The 376-nt window shown below is 69.9% G+C and carries 1 protein-coding gene; it reads right to left on the bottom strand.

Translation table 11 applies throughout. From position 1 onward, the window contains the following. Nucleotides 1-376 (bottom strand): DUF3348 family protein (locus tag A985_RS28415; RefSeq protein ID WP_017232111.1); only part of this gene is annotated, 376 nt, incomplete at both ends.

Raw genomic sequence — 376 nt, 5'->3', positions numbered from 1 at the left:
GTCCGGGTTCACTAACGTTTTCGCCGGGGGGCGCCGAGGCGAGGGCGGCGATCAGCCCTTCGATCGGTTCGAGGCGTATATCCAGTTCTGCGAGCAGGATGCTCTGCATGTCCCGGTGAAAGGTGTCGAGCCATGTGCCGGCGGGCGCGAGTGGCGGCGCGCCGGGCACGCGCGGGGCGGCCATGGCGGCTTGTTCCGTATCGCGCAGTCGCACGAAGTGCCCTTCGAGCAGATTCGGTACACCGGCGAGAAGTGTGCGCTCACGGGCGGCCATCACACGTTCCATGACGGCGTCGACGCTGGCGAGTCGGGCGGCGTGCGGCGCACGCCGTGCCAACTGGCCGCGCAGGCGGGTGCGCAGGGCGCTGATCGCCGT

This window comes from Pandoraea sp. B-6 (assembly GCF_000282835.1).
GTDB classification, from domain to species: domain Bacteria; phylum Pseudomonadota; class Gammaproteobacteria; order Burkholderiales; family Burkholderiaceae; genus Pandoraea; species Pandoraea cepalis.
Note: the sequence above shows the minus strand (reverse complement) of the source record. Positions and strands in the feature narration are given on the sequence as shown.